General features: G+C 52.1%; 21 protein-coding genes. 15 read left to right on the top strand and 6 right to left on the bottom strand.

Annotated elements, in window-relative coordinates; all coding sequences use genetic code 11:
• Positions 1-12 precede the first annotated feature (12 nt).
• Positions 13-357, bottom strand: coding sequence for a DUF2493 domain-containing protein (locus H8711_RS00575; protein WP_249281583.1), 345 nt, complete (start codon positions 355-357; stop codon positions 13-15).
• A 188-nt stretch (positions 358-545) separates the two neighbouring features.
• On the opposite strand from H8711_RS00575, the gene spoIVB reads away from it, so the two are divergent.
• The 8 genes from spoIVB to H8711_RS00535 all read left to right on the top strand — a co-directional run bounded on the left by spoIVB (position 546) and on the right by H8711_RS00535 (position 8,077).
• On the top strand, positions 546-1,778 hold the full coding sequence (spoIVB, locus tag H8711_RS00570) for a SpoIVB peptidase (protein ID WP_249281582.1): 1,233 nt from the start codon (positions 546-548) through the stop codon (positions 1,776-1,778).
• 131 nt (positions 1,779-1,909) lie between these two features.
• Positions 1,910-2,722 (top strand): sporulation transcription factor Spo0A, encoded by an 813-nt coding sequence (gene spo0A / locus H8711_RS00565; RefSeq protein WP_249281581.1) that lies wholly within the window; start codon positions 1,910-1,912, stop codon positions 2,720-2,722.
• 385 nt (positions 2,723-3,107) lie between these two features.
• Positions 3,108-3,809, top strand: coding sequence for a nucleotide-binding protein (locus tag H8711_RS00560; protein WP_249281580.1), 702 nt, complete (start codon positions 3,108-3,110; stop codon positions 3,807-3,809).
• 19 nt (positions 3,810-3,828) lie between these two features.
• Complete coding sequence (locus H8711_RS00555; RefSeq protein ID WP_249281579.1) at positions 3,829-4,035, top strand: 4Fe-4S dicluster domain-containing protein; 207 nt, start codon at positions 3,829-3,831, stop codon at positions 4,033-4,035.
• An 18-nt stretch (positions 4,036-4,053) separates the two neighbouring features.
• Complete coding sequence (locus H8711_RS00550; protein ID WP_249281578.1) at positions 4,054-5,115, top strand: 3-methyl-2-oxobutanoate dehydrogenase subunit VorB; 1,062 nt, start codon at positions 4,054-4,056, stop codon at positions 5,113-5,115.
• Positions 5,115-5,873, top strand: coding sequence for a thiamine pyrophosphate-dependent enzyme (locus H8711_RS00545; protein ID WP_249281577.1), 759 nt, complete (start codon positions 5,115-5,117; stop codon positions 5,871-5,873). The genes H8711_RS00550 and H8711_RS00545 overlap by 1 nt, the downstream gene beginning before the upstream one ends.
• Complete coding sequence (locus tag H8711_RS00540) at positions 5,866-6,399, top strand: 2-oxoacid:ferredoxin oxidoreductase subunit gamma family protein (RefSeq protein WP_249281576.1); 534 nt, start codon at positions 5,866-5,868, stop codon at positions 6,397-6,399. Before H8711_RS00545 ends, H8711_RS00540 begins: the two co-directional genes overlap by 8 nt.
• Positions 6,400-6,691: 292 nt before the next feature.
• A complete protein-coding gene (locus H8711_RS00535) occupies positions 6,692-8,077 on the top strand; it encodes a uracil-xanthine permease family protein (RefSeq protein ID WP_249281575.1) in 1,386 nt (461 codons plus the stop codon).
• 56 nt (positions 8,078-8,133) lie between these two features.
• Here H8711_RS00535 and H8711_RS00530 read toward each other — a convergent pair whose 3' ends face one another.
• From H8711_RS00530 to H8711_RS00510, 5 genes are all read right to left on the bottom strand, one after another.
• Complete coding sequence (locus tag H8711_RS00530; protein WP_249281574.1) at positions 8,134-8,322, bottom strand: hypothetical protein; 189 nt, start codon at positions 8,320-8,322, stop codon at positions 8,134-8,136.
• A 111-nt stretch (positions 8,323-8,433) separates the two neighbouring features.
• A complete protein-coding gene (locus H8711_RS00525; protein WP_249281573.1) occupies positions 8,434-9,051 on the bottom strand; it encodes a GntR family transcriptional regulator in 618 nt (205 codons plus the stop codon).
• A 175-nt stretch (positions 9,052-9,226) separates the two neighbouring features.
• Positions 9,227-9,490, bottom strand: coding sequence for a hypothetical protein (locus tag H8711_RS00520; protein WP_249281572.1), 264 nt, complete (start codon positions 9,488-9,490; stop codon positions 9,227-9,229).
• A 203-nt stretch (positions 9,491-9,693) separates the two neighbouring features.
• A complete protein-coding gene (locus tag H8711_RS00515) occupies positions 9,694-12,204 on the bottom strand; it encodes a M56 family metallopeptidase (protein ID WP_249281571.1) in 2,511 nt (836 codons plus the stop codon).
• Positions 12,205-12,206: 2 nt separating this feature from the next.
• Complete coding sequence (locus H8711_RS00510) at positions 12,207-12,602, bottom strand: BlaI/MecI/CopY family transcriptional regulator (RefSeq protein ID WP_249281570.1); 396 nt, start codon at positions 12,600-12,602, stop codon at positions 12,207-12,209.
• 204 nt (positions 12,603-12,806) lie between these two features.
• On the opposite strand from H8711_RS00510, the gene H8711_RS00505 reads away from it, so the two are divergent.
• The 7 genes from H8711_RS00505 to H8711_RS00475 all read left to right on the top strand — a co-directional run bounded on the left by H8711_RS00505 (position 12,807) and on the right by H8711_RS00475 (position 20,718).
• Positions 12,807-13,337 (top strand): hypothetical protein, encoded by a 531-nt coding sequence (locus H8711_RS00505; protein WP_249281569.1) that lies wholly within the window; start codon positions 12,807-12,809, stop codon positions 13,335-13,337.
• 15 nt (positions 13,338-13,352) lie between these two features.
• Positions 13,353-14,348 carry a mechanosensitive ion channel family protein gene (locus tag H8711_RS00500; RefSeq protein WP_249281568.1) on the top strand — a complete coding sequence of 332 codons (996 nt, stop codon included), beginning with the start codon at positions 13,353-13,355 and terminating at the stop codon, positions 14,346-14,348.
• Positions 14,349-14,489: 141 nt separating this feature from the next.
• Positions 14,490-15,821: an MATE family efflux transporter gene (locus H8711_RS00495; protein WP_249281567.1), complete on the top strand. Its 1,332-nt coding sequence runs from the start codon at positions 14,490-14,492 to the stop codon at positions 15,819-15,821.
• A 122-nt stretch (positions 15,822-15,943) separates the two neighbouring features.
• Positions 15,944-16,699, top strand: coding sequence for an N-acetylmuramoyl-L-alanine amidase (locus H8711_RS00490; RefSeq protein WP_249281566.1), 756 nt, complete (start codon positions 15,944-15,946; stop codon positions 16,697-16,699).
• A gap of 33 nt (positions 16,700-16,732) precedes the next feature.
• Positions 16,733-18,127: a DNA repair protein RadA gene (gene radA / locus H8711_RS00485; protein WP_249281565.1), complete on the top strand. Its 1,395-nt coding sequence runs from the start codon at positions 16,733-16,735 to the stop codon at positions 18,125-18,127.
• Positions 18,128-18,460: 333 nt separating this feature from the next.
• Positions 18,461-19,534 carry an efflux RND transporter periplasmic adaptor subunit gene (locus H8711_RS00480; protein WP_249281564.1) on the top strand — a complete coding sequence of 358 codons (1,074 nt, stop codon included), beginning with the start codon at positions 18,461-18,463 and terminating at the stop codon, positions 19,532-19,534.
• A complete protein-coding gene (locus H8711_RS00475; protein WP_249281563.1) occupies positions 19,531-20,718 on the top strand; it encodes an ABC transporter permease in 1,188 nt (395 codons plus the stop codon). Before H8711_RS00480 ends, H8711_RS00475 begins: the two co-directional genes overlap by 4 nt.
• Positions 20,719-20,779 lie beyond the last annotated feature (61 nt).

The following is a 20,779-nucleotide window of genomic DNA, read 5'->3' as shown; positions in this document are numbered from 1 at the left end:
GGAGGCAATTCATCATTTTTCGACTGGGATCACCCGCACCGGGATCCCGTGGCGGATGCAATATAGAATGGCGGAACGCGTTCCCGGGGAGTTCATGTTCCAGAACGCAAGCACCAATTCCGCATGGCGGCAGATTTCATAATTGCGTAAAATTGGTGCGCGCCGTCCGTACCGATTGTAGTTCGGGCGCAAACACAGTAGGGGCAAAGATCGCGCTTCTGCGACCTTTTGTGCTAAAAAATCGACGCCTTTCGCTCCTCCGCTGATCAATTGTGTGGTATTTTTCGGAAGATATGGTATAATAAAGTCAGGGGTCAATCCACAGATATCGCGGGACCCAATCACTGCGACTCTCATCCAATTCCCTCCTCAGAAAGATGAAATCAAATTCATTTTAACTTGCTAGCACCGCCCTGTCAAAGAAACATTTTCGTTTTTCAAAATTGCTAACCAATTTGATTACTTTTTGCCTTTCATAAAAATCTGAGCCTCGTTAAGAATAGTTTTGTCGAACCATACTTTTAACGATGTGAGGATGAAATGAAATGAGAAAGGTAATTCACGCCGCAACAGGCATTTTGGCGTGCTGCGCCGCCCTGTTGTTGGGTTTTCTATTTTATATGAACAGCAATCTGCCCGATAAGTATATGGTGTCTGAGGGTGGAATCTTCTCCATCCCGGCCAAGGCTGAGATTACTGCAACTGTAGAGCAGACGAAGTCTTCCCGACAGGTGTTAACGCAATCAGGTAATATCTATCAGGCGCAGCTCAAACTTTTTGGCGTGGTTCCCCTCAAGCAGGTGACAGTCGAGGTTGTAGAAAAACAGATGGTGGCTGCCTGTGGTAACCCGTTTGGCATTAAAATGTTTACAGAAGGGGTTATGGTTGTCGGACTCAGCGATATGGACACCGAATCTGGGAGCGTCAATCCGGCGCGAAATGCCGGTATAAAAATTGGTGATGTGGTGATGCGTATCGATGGAAAAGAGGTCTACTCTAATGAGCAAGTTGGCGAAATAGTAGAGGCGAGCGGAGGAAAACCGCTCAAGATCAGCCTCAAGCGAAAAAATGAACCGATGACAGTGACCCTAACCCCCTGCAAAAGCACCGTGGACGGCGGCTACAAGGCCGGCATGTGGGTGCGCGACTCCTCTGCGGGAATTGGCACCATGACCTTCTATGACCCTGTGTCGGGCGTTTTTGGCGGATTGGGTCACGCTGTATGCGATGTGGACACTGGCGAAATCCTGCCGTTGATGAGCGGCGAAGCGGTACAGGTGACCATTACCGGCTGTATCAAAGGGGAATGCGGCGCACCTGGCGAACTACAGGGAAACTTTTATCAAAACGGAAAGATGGGTAACCTGTATTTGAATACGGAAACAGGTATTTATGGCACACTCAATAACAAGATTACGCCCCCCGTGCTGATGCCCATTGCCTTCCGTCAGGAAGTTAAGGCCGCTCCAGCCACCATATTGACCACATTGAATGGAAGCACGCCGCAGGAGTATGACATCTTAATTGAAAAGGTGAATTTTGGCGATAACAACCCGACAAAAAATATGGTAATCCGCATCACAGACCCCGAACTTTTGGCAAAAACCGGCGGTATCGTACAGGGAATGAGCGGCAGCCCGATATTGCAGGATGGCAAGCTGATTGGTGCTGTAACGCATGTGTTTGTCAATGATCCGACACGCGGATTCGGCATATTTGCAGAAAATATGTACTATTCCATCGACAATGTTGAAAATGCCATGTCCGCCGCATCGTGATATTTGACAAATTTTTATGTGAATGTTATAAATAATGATGATAAGAAATTTTGAAAAATATGTTGCCAAATTTGGTAATTTATGGTAATCTGTAGGGGACGGAAATAACAGAGAATTTTTGGAGGTTTATTATGGAAAGCAGGCTTAAAGTAATTATTGCGGATGACAACAAAGATTTTTCGGTGCCCTGTTCCAACTTACTGAAAACCTACGGATTTGAAACTTGTGTCCTTGAGAAGGATGGAGCCGCACTGTTAGAAAAGATTGAGGAGATCAAGCCTGATGTTGTCCTATGCGACATTTTTATGCCGTATTTCGATGCAATTTCTGTCATGAAACAGGTCAAAGCCAACGGAGTGGCAAAGCCCCTGTTTATGGTGATGTCAACTTTTGACAATCCCACCCTGCAAAAAGAGGTCATGGATTCCGGCGCATCTTATTTCTTCCTCAAGCCGTTTGACATAGAAGTGCTCGCGGAGCGGATGATTCAAATCACAGGGGCGCGCCGCCAAGGCGCCTCTGGAAACGCACCAGTGCTTCCGTTTGTGAAATCCGAACCGGATATCGAGATGATGGTGACCGAGATCATCCATCAGATCGGCGTTCCGGCCCACATCAAGGGTTATCATTATCTTCGGGAATCGATCATGCTCTGTATCGAGGATCACGATATCATCAATTCGGTGACCAAGCAGCTTTATCCAACCGTTGCGAAGCGGTTTAATACAACATCCTCCCGTGTCGAGCGCGCTATTCGCCATGCGATTGAGGTCGCGTGGGACCGCGGTGATGTGGATACCCTTAACAGCTATTTCGGCTATACCATTCACAATCAGCGCGGAAAACCGACCAACAGCGAGTTCATCGCTTTGATTTCGGATAAGCTCACTTTGCGCCTCAAAGGCATGAAAAACGATTCGGAAGCAGCCGGTGCTGTTCGCTGAAAATAAATATCTAAAGCGGGATTGCAATTAGTTTGCAATCCCGCTTTTTTTGAAAAAACAGGGTTTGTGAAAAAATGTGCAATCAATACAGTTTTAAATTTTTTCGTGATTGAATTCTTATCACTTATTTTTCGTCTGCTTTCGTTGTGTGAAGCGCTAAAAGATGCTATAATAAAGGTTAATCTGGATTTACCAAAAAACGCGTGCTTGAAACATAAGACGGTTCTATAGTACAATATTCGATAGGGGATTTTAACAGGATGAAACGGATAAAAAGTACATGATAGTTACATCGTAAGTCCCCTTGTTTCTACAATATACGGTATGCCGGGCATACCATGCAAAAAAGCCGGACAACCGGCTCGTGAGAAAGGTGTTATTCCCTGTGATTCAATATTGTAAACGCCTCAATATCATCTGCGGCCACTATGGCAGTGGCAAAACCAATCTGGCCGTAAACCTTGTGCTCGACTTGAAGCGCCAGGGGAAAGACGTCACTTTGGTTGATCTGGATATTGTCAATCCTTATTTTCGTTCGGCGGACTTCACCGAAGCCCTCGAGTCGAACGGAATCCATACCATCAACCCGATGTACGCCAATACCAATCTGGACATCCCAGCGATCGGCCCGGAGGTCGCATCCGTGCTGGAGCAAAAAGACCGCACTGCGGTGATAGATGTCGGCGGGGATGACGCTGGGGCGGCCGCGTTGGGCCGATATGCACAACAGATTTTGGAGGACGGCGATTATGCCTATTTCTACGTGATCAACCGTTGCCGTTATCTCACCCGCACACCCGAAGAAGCTGCGGAGATTCTGCGCGAGATCGAATTCACCTCCCGGCTGAAAGCTACTGGTGTGGTCAATAACTCCAATGTATCTTATCAGACAACATCTGATACTATAATCTCTTCCATAGCGTATGCAGAGGAGGTCGCCCAGAGGCTCAATCTTCCATTGGTTGCGACCGCTTACGACAGACGCCTGGGCAAGCAACTGGAAGCAGCGGGTCTGGTGTCCAATGGCTATCCGGTGGAGATTTTTGTCAACCCCCCTTGGGAAGAGAAGACAAAAGTTGAGCTATAATGAAAGTGGAGGTGTTCTTATGGCAAAGGTAACCATCAGCGAGGTTATCTGTAAGGGATGCGGGCTGTGTGTCAGTACCTGCCCCAAAAAAATTATTGAACTGGATAAAGGCAGACTAAACCCGAAGGGTTATCATCCGGCGCGGGTATTCGATCCCGCAAATTGTATTGCTTGTGCGATGTGCGCAATCATCTGCCCAGACAGCGCGATTAAAGTAGAAAAGTAGAAAGAAGGTTGTGCAGAAATGGCTGAAAAAGTTTTGATGAAGGGCAACGAAGCCCTCGCGGAAGCTGCCATCCGCTGTGGATGCAAGCGCTTTTTCGGATACCCGATCACCCCGCAGACCGAAGTCGCGGCATATATGGCGAAGCGTCTCCCCAAAATTGGCGGTACATATATGCAGGCGGAATCGGAAATCAGTGCGATCAATATGGTTTACGGTGCGGCTTCCGCCGGTGTGCGCGCTATGACATCCTCGTCCTCGCCGGGTATCTCCCTGAAAACAGAGGGGATTTCCTATCTGATCGGCAGCGATCTGCCCTGTCTGATCATCAATGTGATGCGCGGCGGCCCCGGCTTGGGCGGCATTCAACCCTCCCAGTCGGATTACTGGCAGGCGACCAAAGCGCCCGGTCACGGCGACGGCCATATACTGGTGTTCGCTCCCTCCACCATTCAGGAGATGGTGGACCTCGTATTTGATGCATTTGATCTCGCGGAGACCTATCGTATGCCCGCGATGATTTTGGCGGACGGCATGTTGGGCCAAATGATGGAGCCCGTCGTTTTCCCGGAAAAAGAGGTTGTCGAGCATGAAAAACCCTGGGCAGCCAACGGCCATCAGGGAAAACGCGAGCACAATATCATCAATTCCCTCTACCTCAAGCCTGATGAGCTGGAGCGGACCAACCGCGAACGCTTTGCGCGTTATGAGATCATCAAGGAAAAAGAGGCGCGTGTGGAGGAGTACCTCACCGAGGATGCTGATATTATCGTAGTTGCCTATGGCGCGACTTCCCGTATCGTCCGCGCCGCAGTCAAGGCTGCGCGCGAACAGGGGATCAAGGCAGGCATGGTGCGTCCGATCACCGTGTGGCCGTTCCCGGCCAAAGCGGTGGCAAAAGCCGCCGAAACCGCCAGCAGGATGCTGTGCGTGGAGATGAGCCTGGGCCAGATGGTGGAAGATGTCCGCCTGGCGGTCAACGGCAAGGTGCCGGTTGAGTTCTACGGCCGTACCGGCGGTATCATCCCCACTCCGGCTGAGGTACTGGAACAGATCAAGAAAATCGCGGGAGGTGCGAAATAATGGCAGTGGTCTATGAAAAACCCCATGCACTCACCGATGCCGTGCTGCACTATTGCCCCGGCTGTACCCACGGTATCATTCATAAATTGGTGGCTGAAGCGATTGACGAGCTCGGTTGCGAGGGAAAGACGGTTGGCGTCGCCCCGGTCGGCTGCGCGGTCATGGCTTACGACTATTTCCGCTGTGATATGCTTGAAGCGGCCCACGGCAGAGCGCCTGCGGTTGCCACCGGCTTGAAACGCAGCCTGCCTGATCGGGTGATCTTCACCTATCAGGGCGACGGCGATCTGGCCGCCATCGGCACCGCAGAGACCGTCCATGCGGCCACCCGCGGTGAGAATATCACCATAATCTTTGTCAACAACTGCATCTATGGCATGACCGGCGGCCAGATGGCGCCTACCACGTTGCCCGGTCAGGTGACGCAGACCACCCCTTACGGCCGCGACGTCAAGCTGGCCGGCTATCCGATCCGTGTCTGCGAGATGCTTTCCACCCTGGACGGCACCTACTACGCTGAGCGCGTCTCGGTGGATTGCGTGCCGAACATCCGCAAGGCGAAGGCGGCGATTAAAAAGGCGTTTCAGAACCAGATTGATGGCAAAGGATTTTCAATTGTGGAAGTGCTGTCCTCCTGCCCGACCAACTGGGGCCTCACCCCGGTGGAGGCGCTCCAGTGGCTGCGCGACAATATGATCCCGTATTATCCTCTCGGTGTCTACAAGGACAAAGACAAGGAGGCGGACAACAATGGCTGATTACAACATGGTTATGGCCGGCTTCGGCGGGCAGGGCATCCTGTTTTCCGGTAAGGTGACCGCCTATGCCGGTCTGATGGAGGAGAAAAATGTCTCTTGGCTGCCGTCCTACGGTCCGGAGATGCGCGGCGGCACGGCAAACTGCTCCGTCTGTGTTTCGGATGAACCGATTTGCTCCCCGTTGGTGGTTACGCCGAATGTGCTCATCGCGATGAACGAACCTTCCTACGATAAATTCATCGATGCTGTGGTGCCCGGCGGCACTGTGATTATCGACAGCACGCTGATCGCAAAGAAATGCGAACGCAGCGATGTCAATGTTTTTTATGTGCCCGCAACCGAGCTCGCCTCCGAAAAGGGGTTGGACGGCTTGGCAAACATCATTTTGGTAGGCAAACTGCTCAAGGAGACTTCCTTTTCAGCCTATGAATCGGTGCTGAAAGCGATCGATAAGTGCGTTTCCGCCCGCAAGGAACATCTGAAGGCAAAGAATATCGAAGCGATCAACCTAGGCATGTCCCTGTAAATAGCGCGACCCCGGCGAGCGACCTTTTGGGGCTGCCGCCGGGGATTTTTTAAAAAATTTGTTGAAAAAAATGATATCTTATGATATACTGAATAAAATTGTGTCCATAGATAAAAATAGGGAAGGGAAGATCGTCCAATGTTGTATGTTGCTTTGCGCCGCAGTATGTTGGGACGGCCATTTTTCTATTCCAAGGGATGTTGGCACTTCTGCTGATTCAGCGAGGGAGTGTCTATTTTTTTGTCCGATGGACGGGTGTGTGATCAATTTGAAAGACAGGAGGAGAGCCAAAATGAGCTCAAAAGGCGAAAAGAGGGAAAAACTGCACATTCCAGAAGAGGGGATTCGAGACGCGCGTCAACTCGGTATTCCCCGCATGTTGGTGCTGGGACTCCAGCATATGTTTGCTATGTTTGGCGCTACCGTGCTGGTTCCGCTGATCCTGGTCAATCAGTATGGGTTGCCGATGAGTATCCAAACGACGCTGCTGTGCGCGGGTTTGGGAACCCTGCTGTTCCATTTCCTGACCAAAATGAAGGTTCCGGCATTTTTGGGTTCCAGTTTCGCATTTCTCGGCGGATTTTCTGCGGTTTCCAATTTGGATAGCGGCATCTTTGCCAATATGACCGGTGAAGAGAAGCTCCCGTACGCGTTGGGCGGCGTTGTGATCGCCGGTTTATTCTACCTGGTGATGGCCCTTATCATCAAGCTGGTCGGCGTCAGACGGGTGATGGCGTTTCTTCCTCCGGTGGTGACCGGCCCCATCATCATTTCAATCGGCCTGATCCTCGCGCCCAACACCATCGTGGACGCATCCAACTGCTGGTGGCTCGCTGGGCTCGCGCTGCTCACCATCATTGTGGCGAACATCTGGGGCAAGGGCATGGTTAAGATCATCCCCATCCTGCTCGGCGTCCTGGTGCCGTATGTGGTCGCTCTGATCCTTTCGCTGCTCGGTGTCATCGATCCGACCAGCGGTGCGTATGTCAGCTTTGAAGGGGTGCGCGCAGCACAGGTGGTTGGTTTGCAGCAATTTGTTCTGCCCAAATTCAACATCAGCGCGATCCTGGTGATGGCTCCGATCGCGATTGCAACCATGATGGAGCATGTGGGCGATATCTCCGCGATCTCTGCAACAACCGGCAAGAATTTTGTGGAGGATCCCGGCCTGCACCGCACGCTCTTAGGCGACGGTCTGGCGACCAGCCTCTCTGCGCTGATCGGCGGCCCGGCCAATACCACCTATGGTGAAAACACCGGCGTGTTGGCGCTTTCCCGCGTCTACGATCCGGCGGTGGTGCGCATCGCGGCGCTGTTTGCGATCGTCCTCTCGTTCAGCCCCGCATTCGCGCAGATCATCCATTCGATCCCGACTGCGATCATCGGCGGCGTCAGCTTCATTCTGTACGGTATGATCTCCGCGATCGGTGTGCGCAACGTCGTGGAAAATCGCGTTGATCTCTCGAAGAGCCGCAATGTCATCATCGCAGCGGTGATCCTGGTGAGCGCTCTCGGCTTCACCAACGGGCTCTCCTTTACAATCGGCGGTACCACCATCACCCTCACCAGCCTGGCGATTGCAGCGATCCTCGGTATCGTGTTGAACGCTGTTCTGCCCGGCAAGGACTACGAGTTCCAGGGCGAAACCGGTGTGCAGTTCACCACCCCGCAAAAATAAAGTAAAATTCAAAAAAGAGGTCTCGGCAGACATCCTGCTGAGGCCTCTTCTCTTTGTTACAGCTTCTCGACAAAACCCCGAATGTCCTCCAGCTCATGGTAGAGCGACGCGCCAATCACGCGGGAGAGCGCCTGATTGAGCTCATCGTACTGGTTCTCGGTGGGTTCGGTGCAGCAGCTCCGATGTTCATCCAGGCGGCGAATCCGGTCGTCCAACTCGGCAATAATCTTTTTCTTAACATCCATCCTTGGGTGTTCCTCCTTTTTTCTTTTATTATTCCACCCACTTCTCCGACTTATCCGAATAAAACAGGCGCATCCTGAGAAGAAATCATCTCTCAAAATGCACCTGTTTCTTTATTTGATCAATTGTTTGACCTTATCCACTGAATTGGGGTTTCCCGCTACCACCAAGATATCGTATGGATGAAAAACCGCGTTGGGACCGGGCGAAAGATTGATGCGGCCGCCACTTTTGATGGCCACGATGGTGGCCTCGGTGTTCTGCCAGAACTCGAGTTCCCGCACACTTTTTCCGATGATGCCCGAATCGGGGGAAATTTCAAATTCATAGTTGCGCAACGGGTCGCTGCTTTTAAATCGATCGCCCAGATCGGTGATCTGATCCACCAGCGTGACAATGCGCGCATTGACCGCCTCCCGCTCGTCGAGTAAGCGCCTCAGCTCCGCTTTCAGCGAGCGGATATCCTTACCCGTCTGAAATTTCTCGATGTATTCGGTTGCCTTCTGCTTAGATAGCACTGTGGCGCCGATGTTCTGCTGCACGCTGATGATTCCCATATCCGAAAGCTGTTTAAACGCGCGGCGGATGGTCTCCTGCGAAACGCCGTATTCAGTCGACATCAGGGAACGACCGGTGAATTTGGTGTTTTCCTCCAACTCTCCGGAGGCGATTTTTGTGGCAATATCAAATGCAACTTGGGAATAGACCGGCGGTTTTGAGCTGTTTCTCATCGGTAGCACCTGCTTTGTCAAAATTTTAAAGGAAAAATATTCAAGCGCGTGCCCATTTCGTGGGCGGGGCCCATTTTTGCTGCCGCACTTGCGCGAAGCCCGGCGGCCAAAAAACTGTGTCTTTTGGCTTGCAATTATTATAGCACAAAGCAGTGAGCTTTTCATCTGTTTCGCATCACGATAGCTTTTCAACAGTGCAGGATTGGTAGACAAAATCTTGCGCTGTCCCAGACATCACCAGAGTGACCAGCTCGATCGGATCGCCTCCAGTGCGAAGCGCCTCGATCGTTTCGTAATGATCCAAAATCAGAGTGATATCGGTGCCGATCACATAGGAAGATACCGCATAGGGAAAGTCCTGCGGAAGAACGGTATTGGCGCTATGTTTGATATCTGGAAGGTTGATCGGATCCTCTGCTTTCCAAGAAAAATCCAGCAAGCCTTGCCATTCCTCGGTCAGCGGCAGGATATAGGCGCTCGTCTCCGCGGTGAATCCCCTGGAATCCGGCTTCGATTTGTTGTTTTATGCCGTTTCAAAGGCCAGGAGCAGGCTATCCATCCAGCTCTCCTCATAAGTATAGATTCCATTGATGGTATCAGATTGAACCGAGAGACAAGATGCCATATGGAAGCATTGAATTTCTAAATGACGTTGCCGTCAGGGAAGGCGTCCTCCAGACTGTCATAGTGCTCCAGCGCCGTAAAGCCGCAGAGCTGCTCCCAAAAAGCGGCGCGGGCAGCATCGTTGGGCAGTTGCTGCACCGCTCCTGTGCCGTTGAAAGCGACGGATACGCCGGTGATCTCCTTCAGGCCATCTTCCTGAATCGGCTGAAAAATCTGGATTCCGGGATTCCCGACCGGCTGTAGCCCCTGCCCACCGCCTCCGGTGCCGATATCCTCAACGATAAAATGGCCGGCATCATACTGTCTTACACGGAGTTCCAAGGTGCAGTCGCTCCATTCGTTTCCCACCTGTAGCCCGTTGGCGCTGATATGCCCAGTGCCGATGGTTTGCCAACTGTCGGGCAAGGTATAGCGGTATTTGATGCGAACCGCGAATTCTGAGAGGTCGCCTGCGAACAACCGGGCGTCGTCGATTTGATAGCTCAAAATCCGGTAGTAGTCCACGACGTTCTCCCCGATGTAACGGTCCTGTTGCTGCCGAAATAGCTGCTTCGCGATCTCAACCGGGTCGGTCTCCTTTGTAACCAGCACACTGGGGGATTCCTCGGTCGCGGCCGGTGCATAAATATATTGCATCGCACGCAGTTCGTTGTCAAAGGCGAACGCCTGTTCACAAGAATAGAAGGTATCTTCTATCTTTAAATAGGCATGATTGTTGTTTGTAGCAACCGCAATTGTGATTCGGTCCCCCTCCATGGGGTGAATCCAGATGGTATTGCCGGTTGAATAGGACTCAGCCTCCGGAATATCCTGCACTGTGAATGGGTCATTTAGGGACAGTTGACCGACTACATCGATCAGATGCTCGACGTCTTCCTGGTGAAGTACATCGATGGTGGTTCCATCCTCTGTTACAATCTGGATAAAACGCACTTGATCGGCTGTTAAAGTGCTCCAATCGGTTTTATTCTTTTGCCTGATGGAATTGGAATCGGTCGCAAAGCGGCACTTAACCAGGTATGCGCAATCCGCTACAGCCAGTTGTTCTGGGTGTTCCGCGATCTCTTCCGCCGTATACGCGGTGAGATTGCCGTCCAAGTCGCAATACAGCACGGACAACAGGAGCTCCTGATCGGGAAGGATCTCCATCTCTGTTTGTAGCGACACCTGTGAATAGCCTGAAAACTGACCGGACAAATCGGTGGTGAATTGAGAGGAAGACGTTCCGCCGTCATCCTGTAATGCGATCCTCCAATTCACCTGTTGATCGGTTTTGACGCAGGAAACCGAGATTTTCCCCTCGGTCCCGCCGACTCCATCCGCGAGAAACCCGTTGGTGTCCTCCTGTGCAACCCCGTTGTCGTAGCGCTCCAGCCAAAATTCCACGCTTTGAATGGGGTCGTCTACCGAATAGGAAAACAGATCCATTTCGGAATAGCCTCCGGTCAGTTGGAGCAGCTGCTTTTCTTCAGCGGACATCTCTATTGGCTTCAGCCAGTTTTGCGAACGGGGTTCTGAGCAGGCGACCAGTCCCCCCACCAACAGTGAACAGGCCAGCAAAAGTGAAATAGCGACGATACCGCGCCGTTTCGCCGATTGATCCAAAATTCCAGCCAAACGCGCCCGCAAGATGCGTTTTCCCCCATAAAAAGAGGTGGAAAGCGCGGTGATCTTGACCTGTTCCTTGCGCACCACCGCCAGGATCGTTTGGCTATACTGCTTACGGTAGGTAATATCCCCATCCCGCACCGCCTCTTCGTCGCAAGCGATCTCTAAGTCGCGGTTGGCAGCGCGCGTCATCGCCCATACCACGGGATTGAACCAATGAATCGCATTTGCGCACAACAGGATCAGCTTGTACCATAGATCCCCCCTGCGGCAGTGAATCATCTCATGCCGCAGAATGGCATCCAACTCCTCCGAGGTGTAATTCTCGTTGGGCAGCAGAATCACCGGTTTGATAAACCCGGTCATCATCGGGCTGGTGATGCGACTGCACACGGCGAGCTGGATAGGGCCGGCGATGCTGAGCTCCTGCTTCAATTGATCGAATGCCGCTGAGACTTCGGGCCGCGCCGCCGCTTTGCTATGGCGCCGTACGGTTCGGCGGAATATTCCATAGGAGCAAACCTGCCATCCCAACACACAGACGGATCCGGTCAACCACAAAATCGCCAGCAGATCGGTGGTATCCAGCGCCGCACGGCTGGATGGTTGCGGTACATAAGGCTCGGGCATCGCTCCCTGCTGCGGGATTTGTTGTGCCGGGACGGGGCTGTCAACCGGCTGAGCAGGTGATTGCACGTGATAGGGCAGGGCCTGCGTCGGGGTGTGTAGGGTCACCGGCGGACTGGGCAGGGTGATATTCAATGGAACCAACAAGCGCACCGCGAGAATGAGCCAGGCCCAATAGCGCCATTTCACCGAATAGATCCTGCGCAACAGAGGAGTGAGCAGCAGCAACAACAATCCGACCGCCGAGGTGGTCATTGTGACTTCCAGTATCGTGCGGAATAAATTGTTCAGCATTGCTACCCCTCCTTGGTATTTTCTTCAATAAATTGCGCGAGCTCCTCCAAATCTTCCTCGGAGATAGTGTGACCCTCGTACAGAGATGCCACCAGACTGCGGAAGGAATTGCCGTGCAAGCGCTCTAGAAAGGAACGGCTTTCGCTTTGCAGATAGGTCTGCTCCTCCACAAGCGGGTGATATTCATTGAACCGGCCGCGCTTCTCACAACATAAAAAGCCGCGGTCGCATAATCGGCTGAGTAGATTCAGCACGGTTGTTATCCCCCAGGTCTTGTGACCCTTGAGGCGTTCCATGAGGTCGGCCGAGGTCACCGGGCCGTCGGCGTGCCAGATCAATTTCATCAGTTCCAGCTCAGCATCGGGCAGGCGCTGGTTTTGCGACTGTAGTTTGGTCATAGCATCTCCTTCTTTCGACAAGTGTAGAATATCTTGTTTTTATTTTACAACTGTCGAACAAAAATGTCAACGAAAAATTCTAAAAATGGATTTGGAAGGAACTTTTGCCTTTCGGTTGACGCTCCGCAGAAGATGGGATATACTTTGTACGAGGTCGAACCCGCTCCGCACAAGCTATTTTGCGTTCGATATCGGGGGTTTGGTATGAAATTAGTGGAAGTAAAATCGCGGCCTTCGCGGCATCGAATCGCCGCAGTGGTGTTTTGGTGTGCGCTGGTTCTGCTGATTGTGCTGATGGGATTGCAACTGTTGGGTGGTTTGACCATTGTCGGCCGATGGACCCTGCCGCTCATCAATTTTGTCGTATTGCTTGCAGCATTTCTAGCGCTGCGCGGCAAGCGTTTCTGGTTGCGTGCGCTGCTAATTTTGGTGCTGTTGGGCAACCTCGCCTTTTTTCTGGTCTCCAATGACGGCGCGGAATATCGTTTTATCTCCCCGCAGGGCAGCAACACATTGGTAATCCGGGAAAAGAGCGCGTTGGTGAGCTCTGGACAAGCCGAGCTCTACCGCAAAGAGGGCATCTTCCTGCGCCGGTTGGAAGGGAATATCTCAGCGTTTGACAGCTATCAGCCGTTTGCACAGGGGCAATACCACCTGGAATGGGTGGATGAAGAAACGGTGCTGCTCGCCTATTACAACGGGCACGGTTACCAGCAGATGGAAATCAATCTATAGAAAGGGGGACGCTTGATGCCTGCCATTCCCAACGATATGCTGGAAACTCCAGCCACAATCAGCGGCCAGCTCATGCAGAAGCTGGACGAGCTCCTCTCTTATTTTAAAAATGGATTCGGCGAGTTCTTATGGAACCTGATTATGGTAGTTGCAATTCTGATGCTGGCCAAGCTGGCGCTGGCGTTGGTTTCTACTATGACCAAATCGGCTATGCAGAAGGAAAAATATCACCGCACCCCCGAGCAGGGCAAACGGGTGAATACCATGATGACGCTGCTGCGCAGCGCGGCGCGCTACGCCATCTATTTCATCGCCATTCTGCTCATTCTACGGGAGTTCAATCTGTTTGAGAGCATGAAGGGCCTCGTAGTCACCGCCGGTATCGGCAGCCTGGCGATCGGTTTTGGTGCGCAAAGCCTGGTCAAGGACGTGGTGACCGGCTTCTTTATGATGTTTGAAAACCAGTTCTCGGTAGGCGACTACATCAAAACTGAGGATGCAGAAGGGACAGTGGAGGCCACTGCGATGCGCGTCACCTATCTGCGCACCTTTGAAGGGGAACAGGTAATCATCCCCAACGGCTCGATCTCGCGGGTGGTCAACTATTCACGCGGGGATAATGTAGCTGTTATCACCATCTCCACCGCTTATGAGGCCGACACCCGCGCGGTACTCGAGGTGATCGAGCGGGCGGTCAGCCGGTATGCGCGTGAGAATCCCGATCTGGTGAAGGAGCCTCCGATTGTACAGGGCATCACCGCTTTTGCTGCATCCAGCGTGGATATCGGCGTCATCTGCAAAGTGAATACCATGAAACAATGGCAGGTGGAACGCGGGATGCGTCTGGCGGTCAAGGAGGAATTCGACCGTTGCGGGATAGAATTTCCCTATCCGCATGTCGTCACCATGCAGTACACGCCGTCTGAACATCAACCGATGCAAAATTTCAAACATGATGAGGGAACAACTCGCAGCGACCTGCCGGAATGGGCCAATGTGGAAGACGATTGATTACGACTGCAATCAGCTATCGCAAAGAGGTAGCTGGTTGCAATTTTTATTTCCCAAGCAATGGATATTGACATCGCACAGGAAATGATATATTTTAGATAAGCTAAACAAAGAATTCCATTTTCAATTGGAGAAATTTACATGAATGATTTGGAAGCCTACAACCGACGCGGAGCGATGTTTCACCTGACTTGGCCGATCTTCATTGAATTGACCCTGCAAATGTTGGTGGGCAACATGGACCAGATGATGGTAAGCCAATATTCGCAGAATTCAGTCGGAGCGATCGGCAATGCAAATCAAATTTTAAATGTGCTGCTGCTCACTTTCAGTGTCATCAGTATGGCATCTACCATTTTGGTATCGCAATATCTTGGCTCGGGTAATCAACGCCGTGTGGCCGAAACCTATACCATCGCTATCGTGGTGAACCTCGCCTTCAGCCTGATTGTCAGCGTCATTTTGGTCGGTTTTCATGAGCCGATCTACCGTTTGATGCAGGTGCCGGATGCGTTGATGGAGGAATCCAGCCAATATATCAGCACCATCGGTTCCTGCATTTCGTTGCAGGCGATCTTTCTGACCTTTTCCGCATTCTTTCGCAGCAATGCCTGGATGAAAGAATCGATGTATGTCTCGGTCGCCATCAATCTGCTCAACATCGCCGGCAACGCTATCCTGATCCCGCGCATCGGCGTAGTGGGCGCGGCGATCTCCAGCAATATCAGCCGATTGCTCGGCGTGGTGCTGATCGTTTTCATCTTTGTCCGCAAATCTTCTATCCATATCTCCCTGCGGTATCTCAAGCCCTTTCCCCGGCGCCAGCTCAAATCCCTGCTGGCCATCGGTCTGCCGTCGGGCGGGGAGTCGTTGTCCTACAACATGACGCAGATCGTCATCATGAGCTTTGCCAACACCTTCGGTACCGTGACTATCAACACCAAGGTATATGCGAGCATGTTCGCTATGCTCTCTTTTCTGTACGCTTCCGCTATCGGGCAAGCGCAGCAGATCGTGGTGGGATATTTTATCGGCGCTAAAATGTATGACGACGCTTACCATGGGGTACGCCGAACCCTGCGTTCTGCGGTGGGCGTTTCATTGTGCATCTCCTTGCTGTTGTTCGCTGGCAGCAACCTGATCTTCGGCATCTTTACCAGTGACCCGCAGGTGATCGCCCTCGGTCGGATCATTATGGGGATTGAAGTGGTTCTCGAGTTCGGCCGTGCAATGAATATCGTATTGGTGCGCGCATTGCAGGGGACAGGGGACATCAAATTTCCTACGCTGATCGGCGTTTTATGCCAGTGGGGGATTGCGGTGGGCGGTTCCTTCCTGTTCGGTATCGTGTTCCAATGGGGTCTCGTCGGTATCTGGGCGGCGATGGCGCTCGATGAATGCACGCGCGGCGTAATCTTCCTGATCCGCTGGAAAAGTGGAAAATGGAGAACTAAGGGTTTAATCAACGCCTGAACATCTGCAAAGCGGAATCCCTTTACAGCATTAATTTAATCGGTTATAATAGGAAAAGAAGCGAACCCAGTAGACATAACCGCTAAGTTGTCCCGCATAGCCTTAATTTGGGGTGATACGGGATGAATTTGATACAAAAAAAGTTTTTGCTCACTGCAACGGTGTTATCCTTCTTGGGGCTTTCTGTAGCCTATGGCGTGATGTTGGAGATGAACCAAACGCAACCGGTTCTGATGACCACGCCGGAATCGCTCCCCACTATCGTGATCGATGCGGGCCATGGCGGTATCGACGGCGGCGCTGTGGGAGTGCACAAGGAGATCGAAAAAGACATTAACCTGGCGATCGCCACAACTCTGAACACCATGCTGCAGGCGGGGGGATACCCCACCGTGATGGTGCGGAATTCCGATATTTCGATTCACGACCCGCAGTATACCTCCGTGCGCCAGCAGAAGGTTTCAGACATCAAAAATAGACTGAAGCTCGCGGAGGAGACCCCTAACGCGATTTACATCAGCATCCATCAGAATCAATTTGAACAGAGTCAATATCATGGGGCGCAGATGTTCTACAGTGTCAACAACCCCGAAAGCCAGATCTTGGCGGAGACGCTGCGTATGCAGTTTAAAACCCTGCTACAACCGGAAAATGAGAGGGAGACCAAGCCCGCTCAAAAGAACTTATATATACTGCACCATGCGACCTGTCCAGCCGTTCTGGTGGAATGCGGCTTTTTGTCCAACCCCGATGAAGCCTCGCTGCTCGCCACAGAGGATTATCAGCGGCAGGTTGCGTTTACCATCTACACCGGACTTCTAAATTATCAACAAAATGGTGCTGCTGGCCTTATGCAAGATGATGAGGACGTTGATTAGGCACAGCGGCATGGACCGCAGGAGGATGTATCGATGGCAGGAAAAATTAAAACCGTGTTTGTGTGCAATCAGTGCGGCTTTGAGACACCAAAATGGTATGGCAAATGCCCCGAATGCGGCGAATGGAACAGTTTTGTGGAGGAGACGCGGTCGGCCGCGCCGGTGAAATCATCCAGTCTCGCCAGCGCGCGGCAAGCGCTTCCGACCGTTTCCTACGATGCGGGCAGTGTCTCACAGCTCGCCGCTGTGGATTCCAGCGAGGATCAGCGCTATCGAACTGGCCTGCATGAATTTGACCGTGTGCTGGGCGGTGGACTGGTGCGCGGCAGCCTGGTGTTGCTGGGCGGCGACCCCGGTATTGGAAAATCCACCCTGCTGCTGCAAATCTGTCAGCAGCTCGGACAGGACTTGAAGGTGCTGTATGTGTCTGGTGAAGAGAGCAGGGCACAGGTGAAGCTGCGCGCCAACCGGCTGGGCGTCGTCACCCCCAATCTGCTGTTGATGGCTCACACCGATATCGAATATGTGGTCAGCGCGATCCAAGCAAACAAGCCGGAGGTCGTCATTGTCGATTCGATCCAGACCATGAGCGCTTCCCACATCAATTCCTCCTGCGGCAGCGTCTCTCAGGTCAAGGAGTGCACACAGATTCTGGCGCGGCTTGCCAAGGATTACAATGTCTCGATTTTTATTGTGGGGCATGTCAACAAGGATGGGGCGATCGCTGGACCTAAAGTGTTGGAGCATATTGTGGATACGGTGCTTTACTTTGAAGGGGAACGCAACCTCTTTTACCGTATTCTGCGTGCGGCAAAAAACCGTTACGGCTCTACCAATGAAATCGGCGTCTTTGAAATGAGTGGTTCCGGTCTGTGCGAGGTTGAGAATCCCTCCATGATGTTGCTTTCCGGAAAGCCAAGCGGCGTTTCAGGCACCTGTGTCGCCTGTGTAATGGAGGGCTCCCGCCCGATCCTGGCGGAAATTCAGGCGCTGGTGGCCAAATCCAACTTCGGTGTCCCGCGCAGAATGTCCACTGGCTTTGACTACAACCGTGCGGCGCTGATCATCGCGGTGCTTGAGAAGCGGGGCGGCTTTTTCTTCGGCAACCTGGACGCCTATATCAATGTGGTGGGCGGCCTGCGGTTGGACGAGCCCGCCGTCGATCTGCCGGTCGCGCTGGCTCTCATTTCCAGCCTGTTGGATCGGCCGATCGACGACAAAATAATCGCTTTCGGTGAGATCGGTTTGGCGGGTGAGCTGCGCTCTGTCACCGCCGTGGAGCAGCGGCTGAGGGAGGCCGAACGAATGGGTTTCGAGCGCTGTATCCTGCCCCAATCCTGCCTCAAGGGGCTCAAACGGGAACAGTTTGGCATGGAAATTGTAGGGATTCGGTCGATCGGGGAAGCATTCTCCTATGTTAAATTATAAAAATAACCCGGTAGACAAAAGTAACTGTCTGCCGGGCTATTTTTAGGTTGTTGTTTCTGTCGAGCCAAGGATTTGAACTGGTTCAGAGCCGGGCTGAACATAATAGAGGCAACCGTTCTCTTTGACTTTCTGGGGATCGGTGACACGGGTGATGCCTTCCAAGCAGCAATATCCATCCCGCTGATTTTGGCAGTTTCGATCGCAGGGAATCATCGACATCAGGAATCTTTCGCCCCTTTCCAGCAGCGGCTCGAAAACTTTCTTTTGTTCTCATAAACCGGCGCTTGCAAGACAAAATAAGTCTTGTGAAGAAAGCTGAAAGGAATGCCGCCTATGAGAGTGAAAGTCCTACTGTCCGCATTGACCCTATTTTTTGTTCTGTCCATCGCATTTATACCTTCGATGATCCTCTCCACGGCGACGAGAGTGGAGGTCACTCCGGTTAGGAAGCAAAACTATCAGGACACGGTGTACTGCAACGGCGAAATTATCGAAAAACGTGTCAAAGAAATCTATCTGGATACGCCGGTGATTGCAGAACAGATCAGCGTTGAGGTGGGGGATCGGGTTTGGAAAGGGCAGAGGCTGGCTTCGATTGACACCAAGCTGACCCAGACCGCCCTCGCCAACGGCGTGAATGCCACTGAACTGGACTACCCGGAAACCGCTGAGCTCTCCGCCGATGTAGCGACATTGGCGGCCCAGGTCGGGCTCAGTGGAACAGATATCCAAAGCGCTTTGAATCAATATCAGGAAGCGACAACCGCAGAAACACAATCATCGAAATCCACCTTTATTCCCAATGAAATCACAGCTCCAATGAACGGCATCGTCACTGCGATTAATCTACAAACCGACGTTCTTACCCGGACCAGTAAACCCGTGCTGGTGGTCAGCGATGACAGCGCGTACGCTGCCCGGGTCTCGGTCAACGAAGCCGATGTGGCGAAGTTGAGGGTCGGCAATTCTGCGGTCATCACCGGCACAGGCTTTGGGGATCATAAATATTCCGCAGTTGTCAGCAAGATCTATCCCACCGCCCGCAAATCGATCAGCGGAACCACGCAACAGGTCGTGGTGGACGTGGAACTGCAAATCCAGAAGGCAGATGAGCGGATCAAACCTGGATTCTCCGCCAAAGCGGTGATTGCGACTGAGGACGCAGGGGAGCGGCTCACCGTGCCATACACGGCGGTCTGCCAGGGGAATGATAACCGCGAATATCTCTATGTCTTTCAAAACAACCATCTGCAAAAGCGTTATATTGAAACCGGGATTGAACTGGCTGATTCCGTTGAAGTGGTGTCGGGTGTGAAGCTGGGGGAAGCCGTGGTGACCAATCCGGGCGATATCAAAGATGAAAGCCGCTTTGCCTATACTTTAACAGGAAAGGCGGGAGCGGTATGAGGGATACAGTCAAATGCGCTCTGCGCAATCTGGGCCGCCAAAAGTCCCGCACTGCGCTCACCATCACCAGCATCGCCATCGGCGTGACCTCTGTGGTGTTGATCTCGACCATCGGTGCGGTGGGCAAAAACGCAGTGAACCAGGAGTTTAACAGCCTTGGCATCGGCTCCCTCGCTGTAAGTGTCGACAAGCAGCGCACCGATATGAAACTCCAGGAAGGCGATCTCAAGGCGATCGAACAGCTGGAGGATGTGGAGAGCGCGGTTCCGATCATGATGGAGTATTCCAGCCTTTCGATGCGCGGATTGGTTGCCAATGTCGCCATCTGGGGTGTGGACGCTGGAGCCAATCAGATCATGCAATTAGAACCGCTCTATGGCAACCTGTTTCGCCGCGGGGATATCGTGGAGCAAAAAGCGGTGTGTCTGGTGGACACCAATACCGCTGTCGGCTTTTACGGCCGCGAGAATATTGTGGGCAAAAAATTGAAACTCTCCATCGGCGGAGGATATGAAGAATTTGAAATCATCGGTGTGGTGAATTCAGGCGGCAATGCGATGCAGAGCTTGATCGGTGAATACCTGCCGATGTTTGTTTATGTGCCTTATACAACGATGCAAACCTATGCTGGCCTGGATGGGTTCGAACAGATCGCGGTGAAAGTGAGGGATGAAATCGATACCGAGGTCGCCGCAGAGAAAATTGTGCGCGGTTTGGAAATACGCAACGAGCATCTCGGCGCGTTTAAAGCGGAAAATATTGCCAAACAAAAGGAGAAGCTCGACCACATGATGGAGCTGATCGCTGGAATTCTCTCTGCGATCGCCGGAATTTCCATGGTGGTCGCAGGGCTTGGTATTATGACGCTGATGTTGGTCAATGTAAACGAGCGCACGCGGGAAATCGGCATCAAAAAATCTATCGGTGCCAGCCGTTCCGTAATCCTATGGGAATTTTTAATCGAAGCTGCGGCCATATCATTACTCGGTAGCCTAATTGGAACCGCAGCAGGTGTAGCGTTGGCAGCGGCTGGCTGTTGGATGTTCAAAATAGAATTTTTACTAAACTATAAAATGATATTATTTTCGGTTCTGTTTGCGGTAATCTCAGGCGTCATATTCGGTGCGTATCCATCCTGGATTGCAGCCAAGCTCAAGCCGGTGGATGCGCTTCGCTATGAGTAAGTCTCCTTAACAGCGGGCAATTTGTGTGGTATACTAAAAGAAATTGAAAAAGTTCTCCCCT

This window comes from Ligaoa zhengdingensis, from assembly GCF_014384885.1.
Taxonomy (GTDB): domain Bacteria; phylum Bacillota; class Clostridia; order Oscillospirales; family Ruminococcaceae; genus Ligaoa; species Ligaoa zhengdingensis.
Note: the sequence above shows the minus strand (reverse complement) of the source record. Positions and strands in the feature narration are given on the sequence as shown.